15 protein-coding genes are annotated in these 14718 nt (G+C 63.3%); 9 read left to right on the top strand and 6 right to left on the bottom strand.

The genetic code is table 11. The features are described 5' to 3' along the window. Positions 1-10 precede the first annotated feature (10 nt). The 4 genes from pstB (at position 11) to phoR (ending at position 3722) form a co-directional block, all read left to right on the top strand. The gene (gene pstB / locus WH265_RS02725) at positions 11-802 is read left to right on the top strand and encodes a phosphate ABC transporter ATP-binding protein PstB (RefSeq protein WP_021026589.1); all 792 of its coding nucleotides are present in this window, start codon (positions 11-13) and stop codon (positions 800-802) included. A 42-nt stretch (positions 803-844) separates the two neighbouring features. After that, positions 845-1546, top strand: a complete 702-nt coding sequence (phoU, locus tag WH265_RS02720; RefSeq protein WP_021026590.1) for a phosphate signaling complex protein PhoU — start codon at positions 845-847, stop codon at positions 1544-1546. 10 nt (positions 1547-1556) lie between these two features. Continuing rightward, the gene (gene phoB, locus WH265_RS02715; RefSeq protein WP_021026591.1) at positions 1557-2264 is read left to right on the top strand and encodes a phosphate regulon transcriptional regulator PhoB; all 708 of its coding nucleotides are present in this window, start codon (positions 1557-1559) and stop codon (positions 2262-2264) included. A gap of 108 nt (positions 2265-2372) precedes the next feature. Then, positions 2373-3722 carry a phosphate regulon sensor histidine kinase PhoR gene (gene phoR, locus WH265_RS02710; protein ID WP_021026592.1) on the top strand — a complete coding sequence of 450 codons (1350 nt, stop codon included), beginning with the start codon at positions 2373-2375 and terminating at the stop codon, positions 3720-3722. Here the strand turns inward: phoR and WH265_RS02705 are convergent. The 4 genes from WH265_RS02705 to WH265_RS02690 all read right to left on the bottom strand — a co-directional run bounded on the left by WH265_RS02705 (position 3719) and on the right by WH265_RS02690 (position 8495). After that, a complete protein-coding gene (locus WH265_RS02705; protein WP_339557242.1) occupies positions 3719-5098 on the bottom strand; it encodes an MATE family efflux transporter in 1380 nt (459 codons plus the stop codon). The genes phoR and WH265_RS02705 overlap by 4 nt on opposite strands. 8 nt (positions 5099-5106) lie before the next feature. Beyond that, positions 5107-6819: a hypothetical protein gene (locus tag WH265_RS02700; RefSeq protein ID WP_339557241.1), complete on the bottom strand. Its 1713-nt coding sequence runs from the start codon at positions 6817-6819 to the stop codon at positions 5107-5109. Between the two features lie 195 nt (positions 6820-7014). Further along, positions 7015-7260, bottom strand: coding sequence for a type B 50S ribosomal protein L31 (locus WH265_RS02695; RefSeq protein ID WP_021026595.1), 246 nt, complete (start codon positions 7258-7260; stop codon positions 7015-7017). A 203-nt stretch (positions 7261-7463) separates the two neighbouring features. Continuing rightward, a complete protein-coding gene (locus WH265_RS02690; RefSeq protein ID WP_339557240.1) occupies positions 7464-8495 on the bottom strand; it encodes a methyltransferase in 1032 nt (343 codons plus the stop codon). A 221-nt stretch (positions 8496-8716) separates the two neighbouring features. Between WH265_RS02690 and WH265_RS02685 the strand changes: the two genes are divergently transcribed. After that, entirely contained in the window at positions 8717-9682 is a 966-nt protein-coding gene (locus WH265_RS02685) for a helix-turn-helix transcriptional regulator (RefSeq protein ID WP_339557239.1), read from the top strand. 55 nt (positions 9683-9737) lie between these two features. Here WH265_RS02685 and rho read toward each other — a convergent pair whose 3' ends face one another. After that, positions 9738-11000 carry a transcription termination factor Rho gene (gene rho, locus WH265_RS02680; RefSeq protein WP_021026598.1) on the bottom strand — a complete coding sequence of 421 codons (1263 nt, stop codon included), beginning with the start codon at positions 10998-11000 and terminating at the stop codon, positions 9738-9740. A 363-nt stretch (positions 11001-11363) separates the two neighbouring features. Then, the gene (gene trxA, locus WH265_RS02675; RefSeq protein ID WP_027010832.1) at positions 11364-11696 is read right to left on the bottom strand and encodes a thioredoxin TrxA; all 333 of its coding nucleotides are present in this window, start codon (positions 11694-11696) and stop codon (positions 11364-11366) included. A gap of 260 nt (positions 11697-11956) precedes the next feature. Here trxA and WH265_RS02670 point away from each other — a divergent pair, with 260 nt between their 5' ends. The 4 genes from WH265_RS02670 to WH265_RS02655 all read left to right on the top strand — a co-directional run bounded on the left by WH265_RS02670 (position 11957) and on the right by WH265_RS02655 (position 14651). Beyond that, positions 11957-12448: a hypothetical protein gene (locus tag WH265_RS02670; protein WP_339557238.1), complete on the top strand. Its 492-nt coding sequence runs from the start codon at positions 11957-11959 to the stop codon at positions 12446-12448. Positions 12449-12619: 171 nt separating this feature from the next. Beyond that, complete coding sequence (gene dut, locus WH265_RS02665; RefSeq protein ID WP_021026601.1) at positions 12620-13069, top strand: dUTP diphosphatase; 450 nt, start codon at positions 12620-12622, stop codon at positions 13067-13069. Positions 13070-13150: 81 nt separating this feature from the next. Then, the gene (locus WH265_RS02660) at positions 13151-13699 is read left to right on the top strand and encodes a glycine zipper 2TM domain-containing protein (protein WP_339557237.1); all 549 of its coding nucleotides are present in this window, start codon (positions 13151-13153) and stop codon (positions 13697-13699) included. 163 nt (positions 13700-13862) lie between these two features. Then, on the top strand, positions 13863-14651 hold the full coding sequence (locus WH265_RS02655) for a transporter substrate-binding domain-containing protein (protein WP_339519879.1): 789 nt from the start codon (positions 13863-13865) through the stop codon (positions 14649-14651). Positions 14652-14718: the final 67 nt, after the last annotated feature.

Here is a 14718-nt window from a genome sequence, read left to right as displayed (position 1 = left end):
GGTGAACCCTATGTTGACAAAAACCAATGCGGCTAACGCCAATGCACTGAACTCCAAGATCTCGGTGCGCGACCTGAACTTCTACTACGGCAAGTTCCACGCGCTCAAGAACATCAACCTGGAAATCCCGGAAAACAAGGTCACCGCCTTCATCGGCCCGTCGGGCTGCGGCAAATCGACCCTGCTGCGTACCTTCAACCGCATGTACGAGCTCTACCCCGAGCAGCGCGCCGAAGGCCATATCGGTCTGGATGGTGAAAACCTGCTGACCAGCAAGCAGGACGTGGCCCTGATTCGCGCCAAGGTCGGCATGGTCTTCCAAAAGCCCACGCCGTTCCCGATGTCCATCTACGACAACATCGCCTTTGGCGTGAAGCTGTTCGAGGACCTGAGCAAGAGCGACATGGAAGAGCGCGTGGAATGGGCGCTGCGCAAGGCCGCGCTGTGGACCGAAGTCAAGGACAAGCTGGGCCAAAGCGGCTCGGGCCTGTCCGGCGGTCAGCAGCAGCGTCTGTGCATTGCCCGCGGTATCGCGATCAAGCCCGAAGTGCTGCTGCTCGATGAGCCTTGCTCGGCGCTGGACCCCATCTCTACGGCCAAGATCGAAGAGCTGATCGCTGAGCTGAAGGACGACTACACGGTGGTGATCGTGACCCACAATATGCAGCAGGCCGCCCGCTGCAGCGATTTCACCGCCTACATGTACCTGGGCAGCCTGATGGAGTTCGGTGCCACCGAACAGATGTTCTTCAAGCCCCAGCGCAAAGAGACCGAAGACTACATCACCGGTCGTTTCGGCTAAGCCGCGCGGTCACGCCAACCACTACAACGAAAAGAGCCTGATATGACAGAAAAACATCTCTCATCACAGTTCGACAGCGAGCTCAACAGCATCTCCTCGCGGGTGATGGAGTTGGGCGGCCTGGTCGAGTCCCAGATCCAGCAGGCCATCTACGCGCTGTCGCAGTTCAGCACCGAGGCCGTCGAGCGCGTTGAAGAGCAGGAAAAGCGCGTCAACCAGCTGGAAGTGGACATCGACTACGAACTCTCGACCATCATTGCGCGCCGCCAGCCCACGGCCCGCGATCTGCGCTTGCTGATAGCTTTTTCCAAGGCCACGGCCAACCTGGAACGCATGGGTGACGAAGCCCACAAGATGGCCCGCATGGTCGGCTCCATCATCGACAGCGGCGCCGCCCGCTCGCTGCCGACCTCGGACCTGCGTGTGGCCGCCGAGCTCGCCTCGGGCCTGCTGCGCAAGACCTTGGATGCCTTTGCCCGCCTGGACACCACGGCGGCCGTGTCGATCCTCAAGGAAGACGACCTGATCGATGCCGAGTTCGACGGTTTTGTGCGCAAGCTCATCACCTACATGATGGAAGATCCGCGCAAGATCTCGCCGAGCCTGGACCTGCTGTTCCTGGCCAAGGCCATCGAGCGCATCGGTGACCACTCGAAGAATGTTGCCGAGCTCATCATCTACCTGGTCAAGGGTATCGATGTGCGCCACACCACCATGCAAGAAATCGAATCGAGTGTTTTGTAGAGTCTGAGTTATGAAAAAACTGCCACGCGTTCTCATTGTCGAAGACGAGCCCGCGATTGCCGAGCTGATCGCGGTGAACCTGCGACACAACGGCTGCCTGCCGATCTGGGCAGAGGATGGTGATGCTGCACAGCGCGAGTTGGACGCGGTGCTGCCCGATGTGATCTTGCTGGACTGGATGCTGCCTGGCCAAAGCGGCCTGTCGCTGGCGCGCAAATGGCGTGCGGATGCCCGCGTCAAGGGCATCCCCATCATCATGCTGACCGCCCGCGGCGATGAGCCCGACAAGATCGCCGGGCTCGATGCCGGTGCCGATGACTACATCACCAAGCCTTTTTCCACGCAGGAGCTGCTGGCCCGCATCCGTGCAGTGCTGCGCCGCCGCATTCCCGAGCAGGTCAACGACAGTGTGACGATTGGCGAGCTGGTGCTGGACGCGGCCACGCACCGCGTGACCTTCCAGGGTGAGCTGCTCAAGCTCGGCCCCACCGAGTTCAAGCTGCTGCACTTTTTGATGAAGCATGCCGAGCGTGTGCACTCGCGCTCGCAGCTGCTCGACAAGGTCTGGGGCGACCATGTCTTCATCGAGGAGCGCACCGTGGACGTCCACGTCAAGCGTCTGCGCGAGGCCTTGGGCGCTGCCAATGTGATGGTGGAGACCGTACGTGGTGCCGGCTACCGCATCACCGGCCAGCCCCAGGCGCTGCAGCGCGCTTAGCTTGCAGCCTGCCTGTGATGCGGGGATACTTCCGCATTCGGGCAGCTTGCTCTTTTTTTGTAGGCTGCGCTGGTCGCAGCTTTTTTTGTTTTTGAGCGTTAGGCCTGCATGCTGTTTCGCATTGTCAGTTTTTTGTTTTTTCAGGCCCTGGGCGCGGCCCTGGGCTGGTGGCTGGGGCAGTTGCCCGGCGCACTGTTGGCGGCCATCATCGGGGCCTGGTGCTGGTTTGTCGTCGATGTCTGGCGCGGCAACAAGGTGGTGGGCTGGCTGCGGCACGGCGACGCGGACAGCGCCCCGCAGCTGATGGGCATGTGGGGCGAGGCGGCCGACCGGGCGCGGCGCCTGGTGCGCCAGCTGCAAAAGAACGAGGCGCAGTCCGATGACCGGCTGCACCAGGTGCTGACGGCCATCCAGGCCTCGCCCAATGGCGTGGTGCTGCTCGACGAGCACAGCCATATCGAGTGGTGCAACCAGACTGCGTGTGACCACTTTGGCTTCAATCTGGAGCGCGACCATATGCAGGTCATCACCAACCTGGTGCGCGCGCCGGAGTTCATCGGCTATTTCAACGCCAACAATTTCAGCAAGGATGTGGTGATGGTCAGCCCGGTGATGCGCGCGGCCAGCCCGATGCGCATGTCGGTGCAGATGTTCCCCTATGGCGGCAACCGCAAGCTGCTGCTCTCGCGCGATGTCACCTCGATGGAGCTGGCCGATGCAATGCGGCGCGACTTTGTCGCCAATGTCTCGCACGAGATCCGCACCCCGCTGACGGTGCTGGCCGGCTTTATCGAAACCTTGCAGACCCTGCCGCTGAGCGCCGAGGAGCGCACCCAGTACCTGGCGCTGATGTCCAACCAGGCCCACCGCATGCAAGGCCTGGTGGTCGATCTGCTGACCTTGTCGCGCCTGGAGGGCAACCCACCGCCCAGCCTCAATGAATGGGTCAGCGTGGGCAGCCTGCTCAAGCGCTGCGAAGAAGATGCGCATGGCCTGGCGCGCATGATTGCCAAGGATGGCGACAAGCCCTTGCAGCTGTTCTTTCCGCAAGAGGATGCCGATGCCGGCCACTACGAGCTGGCCGGTGCCGGCAATGAGCTGCAAAGCGCGCTGTCCAACCTGGTCAACAACGCCGTGCGCTATACGCCAGCGGGCGGCGAGATCCGTGTGCAGTTCATGCGCCAGCCCGATGGCTCGGGGCGCGTCAGCGTCACCGACACCGGGCCGGGCATTGCGCCCGAGCATATCCCGCGCCTGACCGAGCGCTTCTACCGCCTCGACCGCAGCCGCTCGCGCGATACCGGCGGCACGGGCCTGGGTCTGGCCATCGTCAAGCATGTGCTGCAGCGCCACGGCGCGCAGCTGCAGATTCGCAGCACGATCGGCAAGGGGTCGGAGTTCAGCGTGGTGTTTCCACCGTCACGCGTGCGCCAGCAGCTGACGGAAGAACTGGTCTAAGCGCTCATCCGCACCGCGTTTTTGGTGACGCGGTGCAGCAAGACCAAAAAGCAGGCCGCCGCCAGCACCAGCGCATAGGCGGCGCACATCCAAAAAGCGATGGGGGAATCCATCGCCGGGCGGCCGGCGATGCCGTGGTAGGCCAACTGAAAACCACCCCACAGGCCCACACCCCAGAGCAGGCTGCAGTACACCAGCAAGGGCGTGACGGTGATGCGGTAGCTGCGCAGCACAAAGATGGATACGGTCTGGCTGGCATCGGCCAGGTGGTAGAGGCTGACCCAGCCCAGCAGGCCCAGCGCGATGGCCGCCACCTCGGGCGTAGCGGTGTAGATCGGCACAATCCAGCCCTTGGCGAGCCAGACCAGCAGCGACAGTGTGGCAGCCAGGCCCATGGCCGAAAACAGGCCCAGAAACACCACCTGGCGCGCCCGCGTCTCATCACCCGCGCCGCGCCAGTAGCTGGCGCGGGCGCTGGTGGCAATGGCCAGCGACAGCGGCACCATGTACATCAGCGCCGTGACATTGGCCGCAATCTGGTGCGCAGCCGACGAGGCCGTGCCCATGCGTGCCACATAGAGCGCCATCAAGGTAAAGGAGGTGATCTCGACCAGGATCGACAGGCTGGCGGGCACACCCAGCTGCGCAAACTGGGCCAGGGTGGGCCAGTGCGGCCGCTCCATGCGGCGCCAGATATCGGCTGGCGCATAGACGGACTGGCTGCGCAGCAGCCACCAGCCCAGGCCGCAGAGCAGGAAATTGACCACAAAGGTGGCCCAGGCGCAGCCCAACACGCCCATCGGCGCCAGGCCCAGGCCGCCAAAGGTGAACCAGATGGACAGCGGCAGTTTGACCAGCAGGGACATGGCCTGCAGCCAGGTGACCATCTTGGGTTTGCCCAGCGACTGGCTCAAGGTGCTGAAAATGCGGAACAGCAGCGCGGCCGGCAGGCTCCAGCCGATGATGGCCAGGTAGCTTTTGACCAGCGACTGCAGCTCCTGCGGCACCTCGGTCCAGCGCAGGATGGGCGCGGGATTGAACAGCACGGCCCAGCCCAGCAAGGTAGCGGCCAGGCAGATGTAGAGGGACTGGCGCAGCGAGGCGCCAATGTCGGCATGGCGGCGCGCGCCGTGCATCTCCGACCAGATCGGCATCAGCGCCTGCAAGAGGCCCATCAGCGAGACATAGACGGTCACAAAGATGGCCGAGCCCACCGACAGCGCGGCCAGCGAGGCCTCGGCATGGCGGCCGGCGACGATGGTGTCGACCACGCCAAAGCCCATCACGGCAATCTGGCCGACAAACACCGTGCCCGCATGCTTGGCCAGCACCCGCATATCGCGGCCTGCCAGCAGGCGCGTCAACATCTCCCGCATACGCGCCTTCAACCCGGTTGACGACGGTAGATGACGATCTCCGCGTTCTTGTCGGTCGGGCGGGCCACGGCGGCCATGCGCTTCCACTCAGGGCCCAGCACCTCGTTGCTCGGGGTGCGCTGCGATTCGAGCGGCATGGCCAGCCAGTTGCAGGATGCGCTGGTCGGGTCCGTCAAGGTCTTGAGCTGCCAGCCGCCCTGGGCCTGCATGGCCACAATCTGCGAGCGGCTCAGGCCCCAGGCGGCCACGCAGCCGGCCGAGGCGGGGGCGGGCAGCACCTTGGCCAGCGCCTGCACCTGGGCGGTGTAGCTGCGGCCATAGTCCAGCATCGGCATCCAGATGCTCATCAGCAAGATCCAGCTGAGCACGGTGCCGCCCGCTGGCAGCACCAGGCTGCGCCAGATCTCGGGCCGGTTGCGGCGTGCGCGCCAAAAGGCCAGCGCGCACCAGGCCAGGGTGGCCAGTGCGGCAATGACAAACTGCGGCAGCGAAAACTGCGCGACAAAATCAGGCGCGATACGGGCCACATTGGCGGCCGGCTTGGCCGGCGTGCCGGTGTAGACCGCCAGCCAGATCACCCAGATGGTGATGGCCGCTGCGCTGAAAAACAGCAGGGTGAACCAGTCGATCAGCGCCGCCATCGCGCGGCGGAAGGTGGGCAACGCAAAGGCGGCCAGTGCGGCAAATGCGGGCAGGCCCAGCAGCAGCGCACGGTCAGACGGGGTGGTGATGACGGTGTTGACCAGCGCCAGGGCGCCCAGCAGGATAGGCAGCCACAAATGGCGGTGCACAAAGCGCCAGTCGGCTACCTGGCGGCGCCAGATCCACAGCGACCACAGTGCCAGCGGCCAGGCCGGCCACACATACCAGACCACCAGCTCAAACAGCGGGCGCAGCTGGCGGAAATGCTCGGCCGGCAGGATGCGCCATTGCCACTGGTGCAGGTAGACGGCCAGCAGCAAGGCGGCCACGCCCAGGATGGCAAAGGCACCGGCCGCCTGCAGGCTGCGCGCGCGCAGCTTGGCATCGACGGGGGTGAGCGCCAGGATCAGGGCCACGCCCAGACCCAGGCAGACCGCATAGGTGGGCGCGCCGCTCAGCGCCAGCATCACCAAGCCTACCGCGCCTATGCACAGCGGCGTGCCAAAGCGGATGGGGATGCAGGCAGCCGCATAGAACACAAAGCACACGCCCGACAGCTGCACCACATAGCTGCTGGCCTCGTGCGAAGGCTGGGCCAGGCCCAGGCAGGCAATCAGCGCGAGCAGGCCGCCATCGGCCATCGCACGCGCATAGTCAATCTCGTTGGCCTCGCCGCCAAAGGCAAAGGCGACGGGGCCGGCGCCCGGGCTGCGCGCCAGGTAGTACACGGCATACCAGGTGGCCATCAAGGCCAGCCACAGCAGGGCGGCAAACGGCAGGCGGCTGGCCAGCTCGGGCGAGATGAAGTCGCCAAAAGCCTGGATCGCCCAGGCGCCCAGCCAGTAGGGAATCAGGCCCTCGGTGTCCGGGCTCAGGCCCAGGATCTCCGGCGCCAGCCACGGAGTCCGGCCTTCTGCCAGCGCCAGCGCGTAGCCATAGCTGGTGATGTCCAAGGTCTTCCAGGGCGCGCGGGCGATAAAGCCGGGCACCACATAGGCCAGGCACAGCAGCAGCAAAAGTGCACGCGGCAGAGGGCGTACAGCGGCTTGGGAGACGATGGCTGGGGTTGGAAAATTCACACAGGATTACCAGAGGGAGCAAGGCTCAGCAGCTTATCAGGCCCTGCACCAGAAATGTAGGAGAACCGCGCATTGTCTGCGCGTCCACCAGGCGGGTCAATGAAAAAAGGCAGTACGGTGTCGCACTGCCTTTGGGTTGCCAAGACAAAAAGGGCGCCAGGCCTTGCAGCCCGAAGCCCTTTTGCCAAAAGCAAATTACTTCTTGCCGAAACGGTTGCGGAAACGCTCCACACGGCCGCCCATGTTGTCCACCGACTTTTGGGTGCCGGTGTAGAAAGGGTGCGACTCAGACGAGGTATCCAGCTTGAACAGCGGGTATTCCTTGCCTTCGAAGGTTTCGGTTTCCTTGGTGTTCACGCAGGAGCGGGTCACAAACTTGAAGCCGTTGGACAGGTCCACGAACAACACTTCGCGGTAGTCTGGGTGAATGCCTTCTTTCATGATTCTTCCTTAGGTCAAGTGCGGGAGCCGTGCCAAGCCGGATGCAACCTCTGCATCCCAGTAAACTGGGCGTACTTTCCGCAATAAAAGCCCTCCATTATTGCATAGGATGGGTTTGTTTTCAGCAAAACCTCGGGTTTCAGTCGGCTGATGGCCTTGGCAGCCTGAGGCTAAAGCATTGCAATGCTTTGATTTAGCGAGTTTTAAACCGGCTTGCGCCCCGCATGCAGCCAGACCGGCGCCATTGGAAAATCCAGCCGCCCCAGCGCGCGGATCTGGCCAAAGCCAGCTGCTGCCATGTGCTGGGCGATATCGCCCGGGCGCGGCAGGTAATGGCCGCGCAGCACCAGGCCGGCATAAAACGGCCAGACGCAGGCGGCCATCGCCGGGTCATCGGGCCGCTCGGCATGGGCCAGCAGCAGCAGGCCGCCGGGCTTCAAGGCCTGCCACATGCCGCGCACGGCCTGGGCCGGGTCCGGCAGAAAGTGCAGCACCGACGAGCACCAGATCAGGTCATAGCCCTGGCCATAGTCCTGCTGCTGCACATCGCAGCCTTGCGCAGCCATGCGGCCCTGCAGTCCGGCCTTGGCAATGTTCTCGGCGGCCACGGCGGCGGTGGCTGGCTCATCGCAGACCAGCCCCTGCCAGTGGGGTAGCTGCTGGGCCAGTGCCATGCCGATATGGCCGGGGCCGCCGCCCAGATCGAGCAAACGTCCTGTGGCGGGCAGGGGGCCCAGTTGCGCCAGCAGGTGCGCCATCGCTGGCACGGTGATCGCGCGCTGCTCTTGCCCGATCTGCACGCGGGCCGCCTGGGCCCAGCTGCCGGGCGGCGCGGTCATGGCCACGCTGCCTTTTGCCAGCCACTGCGGCCATTGGCTGGCCAGGCCGGACAAGGCCTGTTGCCGGTACTGCCAGGCCTGCGCGCAGTAGTCGGCTGCGTCCGTCAGAAAATAGCGCTGGGCCAGCGCCGAGCTGGCAAACAGGTCATCGCCTTGCGCATGGTTTGCGTGCTGGCGGTCAAGCAGGTCCATGCTCCACAGCAGCTCCAGCCAGACGGCGCAGGCCCCTGCATGCAGCCCCAGGCGTTCTGCCACCGCCTGGGCGCTGGCGGGCTCGCGCAGCTGGTCAAACAGCCGCTGCGCCAGCGCTTGCTCCAGCGCTTGGCTTTGCAGTGGAATCGCAGCCAGGCGCCACAGTGGCTGCAGCGGATGCTCGGTCTGAAAATCCATGCGCATGGTCAGGTCTCCGCTGTGCAGTGAAACGGAGGAGGGTTGTTTGTCGATAAGAGGGGGTGTGCCATGGTTGCGGTCCGGGTGCTTGGAATTGACTACAGAGCCTTCACTATAAATTTCAAATGCAAATAGGTATCATTTGAAATTTAGGCAAAACGGAGCATTGCTTTGGCAGGGCGGATTCATTCGCGATGCTGCCGCGTGCTGCGGCCAGAAAGGCAAACTTGGTCTACCGAATCAGCAGCGCAGATGCCAGCGCACCCCAGCGCCTGGGGCCTTCAGCCTGGTGGCGCTCCAGCCTGCCCGCGCAGCTGGGCCATTGCGCCACCGACCGGCTGCAGATCGAGCCAGGCCTGGCGCTGGTCTATATGGATTACCAGCCCAACCGGCCCTTGCTGGAAGCCAGCCTGCTGGAGCGTGAGAGCCGCTGCCTGACCTTGACGGTGGCGCTGCAAGGGCAGTCCAGCACCACCGGTGTGGATGGCCAGCGTTTTGATTTTGTCGCCGGCCACAGCACCTTGGCCGCTTTTGCCTCCGTGCGGGGCGAGCGCTGCTTTCCGGCCGGGCTTGCCCTGCGTCAGCTGCGGCTGGTGGCCGATGAGGCCTTGCTGCAGCGCTATGGACTGGCCGATCTGCTGGAGGGTGTGCGCTTTGACCAATCGGCACGCGCGCTGCATTTTGGCGCCTATGGTGCGAGCACCGCGCAATGGGCGGCGGCCTTGCTGCCCAGGCATGCGCAAGAGGGGCGGGATGAGCGAGGTGCGTTGCTGGGCATGCAGATCGCCGCGCTCAGCCTGCTGTCCGAGCAGACCCGCCAGCTGCGCCCGCCGCCAGCCACGGCGGCCCCATTGCGGCCCGCAGACCAGGACAAGATTCTCCAGGCGCGCGACATCCTGCTGCGCGACTATGCCCAGCCCTTGACGGTGGCCTACCTGTGCGCAGCGGTGGGCACCAACGCCTTTGCGCTGAAAACCGGCTTTCGCCAGCTCTTGGGCACCAGCCCCCACCGCATGCTGACCCGCATCCGCATGGAGCGCGCCTGGGCATTGCTGGACAGCGGCCAGCGCGTCTCGGCGGTGGCCTACCAGGTGGGCTACCAGCATGTCTCGAGCTTCAGCACGGCCTTTGAGCGCCACTTTGGCCGGTCGCCCAAAACCGTGGCGGGAGAGCGCTGGCGCACGCGGGCATGAAAAAACCCTCCGTGTTGAGTGGAGGGTTGGCAGGCCGGTGGGCGCAGGGCGGGGTTTAGCCGCCGCGGCGCATCATGTCGAAGAACTCGACATTGCTCTTGGTCTGTTTCATGTTCTTGATCATCAGCTCCATGGACTCGATCTCATCCATGTTGTACATGAACTGGCGCAGGATGCGGGTCTTTTGCAGGATCTCGGGAGCGAGCAGCATCTCTTCGCGGCGCGTGCCGCTCTTGTTGAGCTCGATGGCCGGGAAGACGCGCTTTTCGTACAGGCGGCGGCTCAGGTGCAGCTCGCTGTTGCCGGTGCCCTTGAATTCTTCAAAGATCACTTCGTCCATGCGGCTGCCGGTGTCGACCAGCGCGGTGGCGATGATGGTGAGTGAGCCGCCTTCTTCGACATTGCGGGCCGCGCCAAAGAAGCGCTTGGGGCGCTGCAGCGCATTGGCGTCCACACCGCCGGAGAGCACCTTGCCTGACGAGGGCACCACGTTGTTGTAGGCGCGGGCCAGACGGGTGATGGAGTCGAGCATGATGACGACATCCTGGCCCATTTCCACCAGGCGCTTGGCGCGCTCGATGACCATCTCGGCCACGTGCACGTGGCGGGCGGCGGGCTCGTCAAAGGTCGATGCAATGATCTCGCCCTTGACCGAGCGCTGCATTTCCGTCACTTCTTCCGGACGCTCGTCGATCAGCAGCACCATCATGTGCACATCGGGGTAGTTGGCGGTGATGGCGTGTGCAATGCTTTGCATCATCATCGTCTTGCCGCTCTTGGGGGCGGCGACGATCAGTGCGCGCTGGCCACGGCCAATCGGCGCGATGATGTCGATCAGGCGGCCGGTGATGTTTTCCTCGGCCTTGATGTCACGCTCCAGACGCATCTGTTCCTTGGGGAACAGCGGCGTCAGGTTCTCGAACATCATCTTGTGCTTGTTCTGCTCGGGTGGCAGACCATTGACCTTGTCGAGCTTGGTCAGTGCAAAGTAGCGCTCGCCATCCTTGGGCGTGCGCACTTCGCCTTCAATCATGTCGCCGGTGTGCAGGTTGAAGCGGCGCACCTGGCTGGGGGAGATGTAGATGTCATCGGTGCTGGCCGTGAAGCTCGTGTCGAGGCTGCGCAGAAAGCCAAATCCGTCGGGAAGGATTTCGAGAACGCCATCGGCAAAAACCTGTTCACCGGCCTTGGCCCGCTTCTTGATGATCGCAAACATCAACTCCTGTTTGCGCATGCGACCAGTATTTTCAATTTCAAGCTCTTCTGCCAGCTTGAGGACTTCAGACACATGCAGTGCCTTGAGCTCATTTAAGTGCATGGATAGACTCCAGAACGGAGTAACTGTTAGAGGTAGGGGGAATGCAGAGCCGGTGCAATAAGCGGGAGACCGCGAAGCCGGAGACCATGCTTGATCTATTCTTGGTCGGAATACGATCGGTGATCTAAATGTCGATTATAGACAGGTTGCTGCAGGAACATCCTGCCTGAATTATCAACTATATGTATCAGGCGGGACAGTGAGCGGCTAGGTTTTTTGATTTTTTTATAAAAATACAGAAAAATCAAATGCTTGAAAAATGCAAAAAGCACGGCAGAAACCGTGCTTTGTTGGCGATGGCCGCCAGATTGGGCCAGCCATGCCGGGATGCAGACGCGCGGGCCGCGCATCCAGGGGCTGGATTTAGGCCAGTTGCTCGTCCAGGAAAGCCGTCAGTTGGGCCTTGTTCAGCGCGCCCACCTTGGTGGCGGCCAGTTCGCCGTTCTTGAACAGCATCAAGGTGGGGATGCCGCGGATACCGAACTTGGCCGAGATGGCGCGGTTCTCATCGACATTGACCTTGGCGATCTGCAGCTTGTCCTTGTAGCTGACCGACACTTCTTCCAGCACCGGAGCGATCTGCTTGCAAGGGCCGCACCATTCGGCCCAGAAGTCCACCAGAACATTGGTGTTGGGTTGCAGAACATCGCCTTCAAAGCTGGCTTCGTTGGTGTGCTTGATCAGGGATTCCGACATGGCAGGTTCCTCGTTAAATTTTGGGTTTTTTGGCGCCAGGGGTTGCGCCATGGACAAAAGTTGAGGCCATTGTGACAGAAAGCAAGGCCGGGTGCAGGCAGCGCGCGCTGCATCTGACGCGTTGTAGGGGCGCAGGATGTCAAGCACAATGCGCTCTCAGAGGGACAAGAGGGTCCGGGCATGCAGCCTTGCTATGCCGGAGTTTGAAACTATCAATCGCTGCTGCCGCTTGCAAGCGACGGCGGCAAGAGGAGATGCCATTGGCACTGCTGAACAGGGACAGCGCATCTGTCTATGACACACCACCGCACGGCGACTTTGTGCGCTATGTGGACCAGCTCATCGCCCGGCAGAACCCCGGTGCCCCTCATACCATGGGCAGCATGCAGCGCCCGGCGCGGCCAGGCCACGGCCAGTCGCCAGCGGCTCCATCCGGCCAGACGAGCAGCAACCCGATCGCCGACCAGGCCCAGGAGCTGCTCGACCGCATCCGCCAGATGGACCAGGTGCGCAAGGACAGGCGCCAGGGCGCGGCGCAGACGCTGACCACTACAACGCGCAGCAGTGCAGGCGCAGCCACCACCTCGATTTTTACCTCTGCCGGCAGTGGCAGTACAGCCAGCAAGAAGCCGTTCAGCGGTTTCAAGCTCATCGGGGTGCTGATCGCCGCGATCCTGGGCATCATGTTTCCGCCACTGGGCATCGTGATGCTGATTGCGGCCTTCAAAAAGGGCTGGTCGCAAAAGAACTAGGCGGCCACAGAACACGGCCCCAGCCGGATGCCGCAGGGGGACAGGGTGGGGGTGGTGCAGTTCCTTGCATTTGTATGCATACGGTAAATGCCTGTAGGCCGGTGCACCAACTGCGCTGGCGGGCGTTGTGTATATGCTAGCCTTCGCTGCATTGATAGCTGAACCACCACCATGATTGTTGACCTGAAGATTCTCGACCCCCGCATGCAAGAGCAGCTGCCCCAGTACGCCACCCCTGGTAGCGCCGGCCTGGATTTGCGTGCCTGTCTCGATGCCCCTCTGACCCTGGAGCCCAATGCCTGGCAGCTGGTGCCTACCGGTCTGGCCATCCATTTGCGCGACCCTGGCTATGCCGCGATGATCCTGCCGCGCTCGGGCCTGGGCCACAAGCATGGCATCGTGCTGGGCAACCTGGTCGGCCTGATCGACAGCGACTACCAAGGCCAGCTGATGGTCAGCGCCTGGAACCGCAGCAGCCAGCCCTTTGTGCTGCAGCCGATGGAACGCCTCGCGCAAATGGTGATCGTGCCGGTGGTGCAGGCGAGCTTTCAGGTGGTCGAAGATTTTGGCGATGTGTCCGAACGCGGCGCCGGGGGCTATGGCTCCACCGGCACCAAGTAAGCCACCGCAAGCTACTGAACCTGGCGGGCCCTTGGTGGCCCTGACCCCCTCGTCATTTTTGTGATCTGAAAGGAGAGCGCAATGTCTCAAACAAATCCAAGCTCGCGCAGCCTGCTGCAACGTGCAGGCAAGCTGGGCCTGGCCCTGGCGGCCGCCTCGCTACTGGTGGCCTGTGTGCAGGCACCTCCCCGTTATGACAACCGCTACCCGCAAGGCCCGGCGCCCCAGCAACAGGGCAGCTACCCGCAGCAGGGCGGCTATCCGCAGCAGCAAGCACCGTACGGTATGGAATACGGCACCGTGGGCAATATTGAAGAGCTGCGCTCGCAGTCGCGCAGCACCTCCGGCGTAGGCGCCATCTTGGGCGCCGTGGTTGGCGGTGTGCTGGGCAACCAGGTCGGCGGCGGCTTTGGCCGCATGGCCGCCACTGCAGCCGGTGTGGCCGGTGGCGCAGCGGCCGGCAATGCGCTGGAGCAGTCGTCGGGCAGCGGCCGCAGCACCGTCAGCGGCTACCGCATCCATATCAACCTGCAAAACGGCGGCCAGCGCATTTTTGATGTGCCCAACCCCGGCGATCTGCGCCCGGGCGACCGCGTGCAGATCAACCAGGGCCAGATCTCGCGTTATTGATCGGCGCAGCGCCTGCCAGGCTTGGGTGAACCCCGATGGGCAGGCGGCTGGCGCTGGGACACAATGGCGCCGCGTGTCTCAAAAAGCGTGTACACCGCAACGGTGTGCACGCTTTTTTTGCGTGATCTTCCCTCCCGATTGTCGACCACACCAAGGTGCCACCATGTTCCAGAAGAAAACCAACACCCTCGCCGCCATGGCCCTCAGCGCGACGGCGCTTGCAGCGCTGTCTCTGCCTGCCCAGGCGGGCCCCCGGCTCGATGCCATCATGCAGGCCAAGGTGCTGCGCGTGGGCACCCCGGGCGACTACCGCCCCTTTGCGATGAAGGCCGATGGCAAATACGCCGGCCACGATATCGAGGTGGTCGAGGCCATGGCCAAGGAGCTGGGGGTCAAGGTCGAGTATGTGGACACCAGCTGGCCCAAGCTGATGCAGGACCTGCAGGACAACAAGTTTGATGTGGCCGTGGGCGGCATCACGCGCAATGTGGCGCGCCTGAGCAAGGTGCAGATGCTGCCGGGCTACGCGCCGTTTGGCAAGGTAGCCCTGGTGCGTGCGGCCGACAAGGACAAGTTCACCACGCCCGAAAGCCTGAACCAGGCCAGCGTGCGCGTGATCAAGAATCCCGGCGGCACCAACGAGGCCTATGTGCTGCAGAACCTGAAGAATGCCCAGGTCAGCACGCATGACAAGAACGCCGAGATTCCGGGCCTGATCGCCGACGGCAAGGGCGATGCGATGATCACCGAGACCTATGAGGCGCTGCACTACAGCAAGGCCGACCCGCGCCTCTACGCCGCCTACCTGGACAAGCCGCTGACCCCCGTCAACCAGCTGGGCTTTATGCTGCCGGTGGACGATGCCGACTACCAGCGCGTGATGCAGTTCACCTGGGATGTGCTGGCGCTGCGCGGCGTGTTGCAGCAAGAGGCGCAGAAATGGCTGAAATAAGCCGCTAAGCCGCCAGCAAGGCCAGCGCGCAAGCCGCCTGGTCTGCATGCCGTTGCCAAGGTACAGG

Source organism: Comamonas sp. MYb396 (assembly GCF_037479555.1).
Lineage (GTDB): Bacteria > Pseudomonadota > Gammaproteobacteria > Burkholderiales > Burkholderiaceae_C > Comamonas.
Note: the sequence above shows the minus strand (reverse complement) of the source record. Positions and strands in the feature narration are given on the sequence as shown.

Excerpts from the sequence above, each read along its gene's own strand:
- WH265_RS02655 (WP_339519879.1), top strand. The coding sequence starts at position 13,863 with ATGTTCCAGAAGAAAACCAACACCCTCGCCGCCATGGCCCTCAGCGCG.
- WH265_RS02695 (WP_021026595.1), bottom strand. The coding sequence starts at position 7,260 with ATGAAAGAAGGCATTCACCCAGACTACCGCGAAGTGTTGTTCGTGGAC.
- phoR (WP_021026592.1), top strand. The coding sequence starts at position 2,373 with ATGCTGTTTCGCATTGTCAGTTTTTTGTTTTTTCAGGCCCTGGGCGCG.
- WH265_RS02705 (WP_339557242.1), bottom strand. The coding sequence starts at position 5,098 with ATGCGGGAGATGTTGACGCGCCTGCTGGCAGGCCGCGATATGCGGGTG.
- WH265_RS02660 (WP_339557237.1), top strand. The coding sequence starts at position 13,151 with ATGTCTCAAACAAATCCAAGCTCGCGCAGCCTGCTGCAACGTGCAGGC.
- trxA (WP_027010832.1), bottom strand. The coding sequence starts at position 11,696 with ATGTCGGAATCCCTGATCAAGCACACCAACGAAGCCAGCTTTGAAGGC.
- phoB (WP_021026591.1), top strand. The coding sequence starts at position 1,557 with ATGAAAAAACTGCCACGCGTTCTCATTGTCGAAGACGAGCCCGCGATT.
- dut (WP_021026601.1), top strand. The coding sequence starts at position 12,620 with ATGATTGTTGACCTGAAGATTCTCGACCCCCGCATGCAAGAGCAGCTG.
- rho (WP_021026598.1), bottom strand. The coding sequence starts at position 11,000 with ATGCACTTAAATGAGCTCAAGGCACTGCATGTGTCTGAAGTCCTCAAG.
- WH265_RS02690 (WP_339557240.1), bottom strand. The coding sequence starts at position 8,495 with ATGCGCATGGATTTTCAGACCGAGCATCCGCTGCAGCCACTGTGGCGC.
- phoU (WP_021026590.1), top strand. The coding sequence starts at position 845 with ATGACAGAAAAACATCTCTCATCACAGTTCGACAGCGAGCTCAACAGC.
- pstB (WP_021026589.1), top strand. The coding sequence starts at position 11 with ATGTTGACAAAAACCAATGCGGCTAACGCCAATGCACTGAACTCCAAG.